We start from the raw sequence: 993 nt of genomic DNA on the forward strand, positions 1-993 counted from the left end.
TGAGGTGATCTCAGCAAGGGCGTGATCGTCGGCGGGGACGACACGGGCACCTCGTCCATAACGGACGGTGTTGGAGAGGGCGCGGGGCCCTCGGTAGACAGGTTCTTGCGACAGAAACCGGTCTTCGGAAGGACCCCGCGTTGATTGCCTATCGTGCCATGCTCGACGTGCCCAAGGAACTCGTGCAGCATGTGGCGCGGCTCCTACACGCCCGCCGCCGCACGGTCGGCACACGGCGTGGGACGCGAAAGTTGACCTGCTTCTACCAGGCACTGCTGGTCTTGGTGTGGTTCCGCAAAGGCGAAGACAAGAGCATCCTCGGGGCCGGGTTCGGGGTGTCGCGGGCCACCGCCTACCGGTACGTGACCGAGGGAATCGAAGTCCTGGCTGCGCAGGCGCCTGATCTGCGCGATGCGTTGGAACGAGTCGCCGCCGACGGCTGGTCGCATGTGATCCTGGACGGGAAGGTGTTCGACACCGATCGACTCACCGAGACCGTCACCAGCGTCAAGGGCCATGAAGTCGACGCCTGGTACTCCGGAAAGCACCGCCACTTCGGCGGGAATATCCAAGCCGTCATGCGCCCCGACGGGCTCCCGATCTGGACCTCCGAGGTCATGCCCGGGCACCTACACGACATGACCTGCGCCCAGCAGTTGGACGTCACCGGCGCCCTCTACTGGGCCGCGTCCCAGCTGGATCTACCGACCCTGGCCGACGCCGGATACGAAGGGACTGGTCAGGGCATACACGTCCCACACAAACAGCCCGCCGACGGTAAAAAACTCGCCCCCGACAACCGCGCCTACAACCGCTGCCTACGAGCGCTACGCGCCCACGGCGAACGTGGATTCGCCATCCTCACCGGCCGCTGGCGCACCCTCAAACACACCACGGCCAGCCCCCGAAACCTCGGCGACATCGTCCGCGCAGCCGTCCACCTCACCCACTTCGAATACCGGTACCTACCGAACCCTCGTTGAGATCACCTCA

Annotated in this window: 1 protein-coding gene; it reads left to right on the forward strand. The window is 65.2% G+C overall.

Annotation, left to right across the window (positions count from 1 at the left end):
- The first annotated feature begins 140 nt into the window (after positions 1-140).
- Entirely contained in the window at positions 141-983 is an 843-nt protein-coding gene (locus ABD287_RS18375; RefSeq protein ID WP_344174797.1) for a transposase family protein, read from the forward strand.
- Positions 984-993: the final 10 nt, after the last annotated feature.

It is taken from the genome of Pilimelia columellifera subsp. columellifera (assembly GCF_039532605.1).
In the GTDB taxonomy this organism is placed as follows: Bacteria; Actinomycetota; Actinomycetes; order Mycobacteriales; family Micromonosporaceae; genus Pilimelia; species Pilimelia columellifera.